Genomic DNA, 6155 nt, shown 5'->3' with positions numbered 1-6155 from the left:
GGGGACGTTGATAAGATTATTCGTTTCGATCCAAACAGCAAGATTTCATCTCTATACACTTTTTTCCCGGAAAATTCACTTTTTTTTCTAAACCTCATAATTCAAGACCTGAGCCCCATCTTCTTAATCAATTAGCAGGTTGACAACACCCCCTACATCCGGTATTTTAGCCCATCATTAATGGGAATTTTGTCAAGCCATTCGCTCACCTCGGAGCAGCAAAGTCCATACCAGGAGAACAACTGATGGTCCAGCCACCGAAGACGATGATTTGGAGTAAACCTCTTTATATTCTGATGCTCCTCTGCCTGACAGCCATGGTCACCTCCGGCTGCATCCATAGCCGGGAACGGCTCCAGCCGCAGTCTCCGCCGGCAGCCGCCCAGACACTGCAGCAACAGCCACCGGCAGTACAGGCATCTCCGGCCGGGAAAAGCGTCTTCCAGGCGGGTGGCGACCAAACTCAATTGACGAACATAACACCACCGGATCAGGAGCAACCGGAAGAAAAAGCGCCGCCGCGGGCAGCATCACCAGCTGAGATTCCCACACCGGCGCCCCAACAATGGAAAAAGCTGGCCCGCCGACCGCAACCGGCCAAAGACAGCGCTCCAATCAAGGTTGAACTGGCCTTCGATAACGCGGACCTCTATGAAGTCCTGGATACCGCCCTCTATGAACTCTATCATATAGACTATATGATCGATCCATCAATTAAATCGAAGGTCACTTTCCACCTCTCCGGCTCCTACACCCGCAATCAGTTTATCAATATCATCAATAACATTTTACAATTGAACAATCTGGCCATCGTTCGCGGTCCCGGCCATTTATACAAAATCGTTCGTCGTAATGCCAGCGCTGCCGATGGTAATCAGCCGGCTGGTAGAGGAAGTGTTACCGGCGACGCTGGCGATGTCACCCGCCTGATCAAGCTCCGTTATTTAAGCGTCCAGACCGCCATGACCAGTCTCCGCCCCTTCCTTTCCAAAGGGGCCATCATGGTACCAAACACGGTCACCAACGATTTGATTATTTCCGATACGGTGGAAAACATTACCAAGGCCGCCAGCCTCCTCAGCCTGCTGGATGTCCCTTATTTTGAAGAAATTACCTGGCGGGTCTTTCCGGTCGTCGAGGTTGACGCCCAGGATCTGGCTGGTGACCTGAATAAAATCATCAAGAGTAACGGTCTGTACAATCGTCCGGGAATTAACCAGGGCAACGTGGAAATCCTGCCCATTAAAACCATGAACGCCCTGCTGGTCATTTCCCGGTGGCCGGAGATGGTCCAGATTGTTGCCGACTGGCTGCAGGCCCTCGACCATGCCCAGGATGCCGGCAGCAATGTTTTTGTTTACTTCGTGGAAAACGGCAACGCCGTTGAACTGACCGATATCCTCAAGCAGCTGTTCGGCGGCACCGCCGCCGGCAGCAGTAATCGCACCACCATCGTCCAGCCGGTCAAGCAGTCTGGAGGAAAAAAGGCGCCGGCACCAGCAAAGGTGGCCGGTGAGCTTGCCGGCGAGGTCGACATTATTCCCGACGAAACCAACAACGCCATCGTCTTCAAGGCCACCCCCCGGGATTATCGGATTATTCACAAAGTACTCCGCCAATTGGACATTATTCCCCGGCAGGTATTGATTAATGTCATGGTGGCGGAATTTTCCCTGTCCGGGAAGACCCAGTACGGCATTGAATGGTTCCTCCAGGGTCATGACGGCAAGGGCTACACAGTCCAGGGGACCCTGGACGCGGGTGTTTCACGGCCCATCGATACCGCCCTGGGGACGGCCACCGGCTTCACCCTGGGAGTCTATGACGGGGTCGATTTTCTGCGTGGCCTGATCCACGCCCTGGGCACTGAGTCCGATGTCAATATTCTCTCCTCCCCCAACATCCTGGCGGTGGACAACAAGGAAGCCATTATCGAAGTCGGCAAGGAAGTACCCACGGTGACCGGCCAGGTTACCGATGCCACCGCCGGCAGTACGGTGACCAACACTATCCAGTACCGCAAAACCGGTGTCATTCTCAGGGTCACCCCGCACATCAATTCCAGCGGCCTGGTCAAGATAGAATTGAGCCAGGAAGTCAGCGACGTAGGGGAATACGACAACGCCCTGAACACCTATACGATCCTCAACCGGAAGGTGGAGACCTCCCTGGTTGTCCATGACGGGCAGACGATTGTGCTGGGCGGCCTGATAAAAAACAACCAGACATACAGCAATTCCGGCATTCCTTTTCTTAAAGATATCCCCGGGCTGGGCATTCTTTTCCGGGGCAGCACGGATGAAAACACCAAAACCGAACTGGTACTGATCCTTATGCCTCATGTCATCAACAACCGCCGGGATATCGACCTCATCACCCGGGATTTCGCCCGCAAGGTCGAAAAAGTCAAGGAGTCCTTTGAGGCCGGCAAGAATAACGAGTAGCAGAGCACTGCTTTTCTTTTTCACCCTGTTCCTGATGCTGCTTACCTGGCTCTCTCCAGCCCCCGGGTTCGGCGCTAAACCGGCACCGGGAGTGGTGGGAATTCTTATTTCCCGCGAGATTCTCCCCTACATGCAAATGGTTCAGGGACTGGAAAAAAATCTCAAGCAGACCAGCGCCCGTATCTACCTGGATAAGGCCGGCAAACCCTACAGCCAGGAAAGTCGTTTTCAGGAACTGAAATCCACAGATTTTACCGTTATGGTGGCAGTGGGACCCCAGGCGCTGGCCTATCTGCAAAACCGCCGGTGGCCGGGGGATGTCCTCTACGCCATGGTCCTCAATCCCGAGCGCTTCTTCTGGAAAGACGCCAAAACCGGTGGTATCTCTCTGGACTTGAGTCCCTGGAAACAACTGCTTACCGTCAACCGGGTGTTCCCGCAAATCAAGCGGCTGGGGGTCCTCTACAATCCGGAAAAAAACCAGACCTGGTTCAACCGGGCCAAGACGGTCATGACTTTCAAGAACCTGGCCCTGGTTCCCTTGCAGGTCAACCGGCGCGCTGATATTCCGGCACTTTTTAATCCTCCCGGTCCCGAAGTTGACGCTATCCTGTTCATCCCCGACCAGACGGTTATCTCCCGGAGCATGATTACCTATGTAATCAAGGAATCTTTGCGCCTGGGAATCTCCACCTTCGGCTTCAACCGCTTTTTTCATGAATCAGGAGCGGCGCTGAGCTTTATTATTGACTACGAGGCCATCGGCCGCCAAATAGCGGCGATGGTCCAGACGAGAACCAATGGAAACAACTGTGCCACCGCCGAACCGCCTTTTACCGTCCTGCTGAACCGGAAGGTGATTGATTCACTGAAGATACCGGTCGCCGGGACACTGCCGGAAGGGGTAATTGTCGAATGATTCGCCTGGATTCCATTCAATCACGCCTGACCCAGGTGGCCCTGGTAATAATTATTGGCAGTTCCCTGGCCGTGGGGCTGGCAGGTTTTCGCCTGACCGGCCGCTTCCTCAGCCGGGAATTTCATCAAAGTTTCAAGCTCCTGGCCGGCAACATGGCCGGCAACGCCGAACTTGGCATCATGATTGATGACCGGAAAATGCTTGACCGCCTGGTCAAAACCATGCTGTCTCAGCAATACGTCAAGGGAGCGGCGGTTTTTGATAACGCCAATCAGATGTTGGCACAAGCAGGCATGGACAACAAAAACAGGTCTTATGGTGAGACGACCATCAGCATAACCGCTCCCATCCGCTCACTGCAGATGCGTAATGAAGCTTTAATAATCTCAGAAAGCAGTCAATACAAAACGGTCGGCCACGTGGAACTGCGCTACTCCCTGAGTGGCCTGGAACAACTGAAAGCCACTATCGCCCGGCAGTTTTTTTTCATCAGCATTGTCCTGGTACTGGCTGCGGTTTTCATTTACTGGCTCATGGCCCGCCTGATCGCGGCGCCGTTGAAAGACCTGGTTGAAGTCTCTCACCAGGTATCCCAGGGGCAGATGGATGTGCGCGCCCGGGGAGGCCGATTTCATGAAACCAGGATCCTGGCCACCACCTTTAATGAAATGCTTACCGCCCTGGGCCGCCAACGACAGGAACTGCGGCAGATGTACGAAGAAATGAACCGGCAGCAAACTCTGGCTGAAGTTGGTAAATTTTCCCTGATGATGGCCCATGAGGTCAAAAATCCCCTGGCCATCATTCGCGGCAGCCTGGATCTGCTGAAAAAAGACGACTGCGATGAGAAAACCAAGGCCAGCCTTTACATCTATCTTGATGAGGAAATAAACCGGATTAACCGACTTATGGAAGATTTTCTGCTCTTTGCCCGGCCAAAAGCCCCGTCACTCGCCCCGGTGGAAATGGGAGAACTGGTTCGTAATCTGGCAAAGCGAATGGAATTGGCCGGGAAAAATCAACAGCTGAAAATTGAAACCCTGATTGCCGCTGAACCCTGTATGGTTTCCTGCGACATCCAGCTGCTGGAGCGGGCCATGGGTAACCTGGTCCGAAATGCCATGGAGGTCAGCCGGAAGTCGCAACCGGTAACCATCAGCTGCGGCATGGAAAAAGACCGCTGGTATTTCTGCGTTGAAGATCGCGGCCCCGGCATCAAGCCGGAAAACCTGGCGAAAATCTTCACCCCTTTTTTCACCACCAAAGCCAAAGGTACCGGCCTGGGGCTGGCGATCACCAGGGAAATTATCAATGCCCACGGCGGCAAGATCGGCGCCGAAAACCGGGAGAAAGACGGCGCTGTTTTCAGCTTCTGGATACCTGGGAAAGCAGAGGTTAAAGGTTAAAGGTTAAAGGTTAAAGGTTAAAGGAAAATCTGGAAGATGGCTAAAATACTCATAGTTGATGATGAAGAACGGGTGCGGACTATTCTCCGCCTGATGCTGACCGGCAAAGATCACGAGATCGGTGAAGCGGGGAACGGCCTCGAAGCCCTGGAACAACTGACCGCCCATACCTATGACCTGGTAATCAGTGATATCCGCATGGATGGCCTGGACGGCCACGGATTGTTGAAGGCGATCAAAGAACAGAATTTAGGCTGTCCGGTGGTGTTCATCACCGCTTTTGCCACCCTGGAATCAGCGGTTGAGGCCCTGCGCCTGGGAGCGGCAGACTACCTGGTAAAACCCTTCGAAGAACAACAGGTACACCTGGCGGTGGAAAGAGCCCTGGGCATGGGCCGTCTGCTGGCGGAAAATGTTCATCTTCGCCGGGAAATAAAACAAAAAAATCTGGCCGATGAAGAGGGAGTTTTTCTTTCTTCGGCGATGCAAAAGGTTCAGGAACTGGCATTGCGAGTCGCGCCAGGCAACACAACGGTTTTGATTACCGGAGAATCAGGCACCGGCAAAGAGGTTGTCGCTAAACTTATCCACCAGGCCAGTGAACGCCGGGAACAACGATTCGTCACCCTCAACTGTGCCGCCATCTCCCCGAACCTGGTGGAATCGGAGTTGTTCGGCCATGAAAAGGGCGCTTTTACCAGTGCCGGCAACCGCAAGGAAGGCAAATTTGAGTTCGCCCGGGGCGGGACCCTGTTTCTCGATGAAATCGGCGAACTGTCACTGGAAGCCCAGGTTAAACTTTTGCGGGTCATCCAGGAACGGATCGTTCAGCGAGTCGGTGGCAACCAAGATATTGAGGTGGATATTCGGCTCATCTGCGCCACCAATCAGGATCTGGCCCGCCTGGTGGAAAACGGCCGCTTTCGCCAGGATCTTTACTACCGGATCGCGGTTTTTCCCATCCAGGTACCCCCTTTGCGTGAACGAAGGGAAGCCATCGGGGCATTGGCAACCTTTTTTATTCAACGCTGGGAAGGCCTGCGTCAAGGAACCACCGATTTCATCACTCCCGGAGCACTACAGGTACTGAAGAACTATCCCTGGCCGGGTAATGTTCGTGAACTGGCCAATGCCATGGAAAGAGTTATGATTCTTAAAGCCGGTCAGCTGCCGGTCAATTCCGATGACCTGAAATTTCTCCAGGGGAGCCCGGCCAGCGCCGATGAAATCGCAGATAAGTTTCAATTACCCCCCAGGGGAATCCATTTCGAAACAGTACAAAAGCGGCTGGTAGACCAGGCCCTGGAGCGCACCGCCGGCAACCAGAGCGCCGCCGCCCGGCTCCTGGGCCTGACCCGGGCAAAATTTCGAACTTTAGTTAAGCTG

The 6155-nt window shown here is 53.9% G+C and carries 4 protein-coding genes; all 4 read left to right on the top strand.

The window, feature by feature from the left end; genetic code table 11:
* Window positions 1-245 precede the first annotated feature (245 nt).
* The gene (gspD, locus tag U9P07_00585) at window positions 246-2444 is read left to right on the top strand and encodes a type II secretion system secretin GspD (protein ID MEA2107906.1); all 2199 of its coding nucleotides are present in this window, start codon (window positions 246-248) and stop codon (window positions 2442-2444) included.
* On the top strand, window positions 2419-3363 hold the full coding sequence (locus U9P07_00580) for an ABC transporter substrate binding protein (GenBank protein ID MEA2107905.1): 945 nt from the start codon (window positions 2419-2421) through the stop codon (window positions 3361-3363). Before gspD ends, U9P07_00580 begins: the two co-directional genes overlap by 26 nt.
* Window positions 3360-4769, top strand: a complete 1410-nt coding sequence (locus tag U9P07_00575; protein MEA2107904.1) for an ATP-binding protein — start codon at window positions 3360-3362, stop codon at window positions 4767-4769. Before U9P07_00580 ends, U9P07_00575 begins: the two co-directional genes overlap by 4 nt.
* A 36-nt stretch (window positions 4770-4805) precedes the next feature.
* On the top strand, window positions 4806-6155 hold a 1350-nt coding region (locus U9P07_00570), incomplete at its 3' end, for a sigma-54 dependent transcriptional regulator (protein ID MEA2107903.1).

The sequence above is a fragment of the Pseudomonadota bacterium genome (assembly GCA_034660915.1).
Classification (GTDB): domain Bacteria; phylum Desulfobacterota; class Anaeroferrophillalia; order Anaeroferrophillales; family Anaeroferrophillaceae; genus DQWO01.
This window is presented reverse-complemented; position numbering and strand designations above follow the sequence as displayed.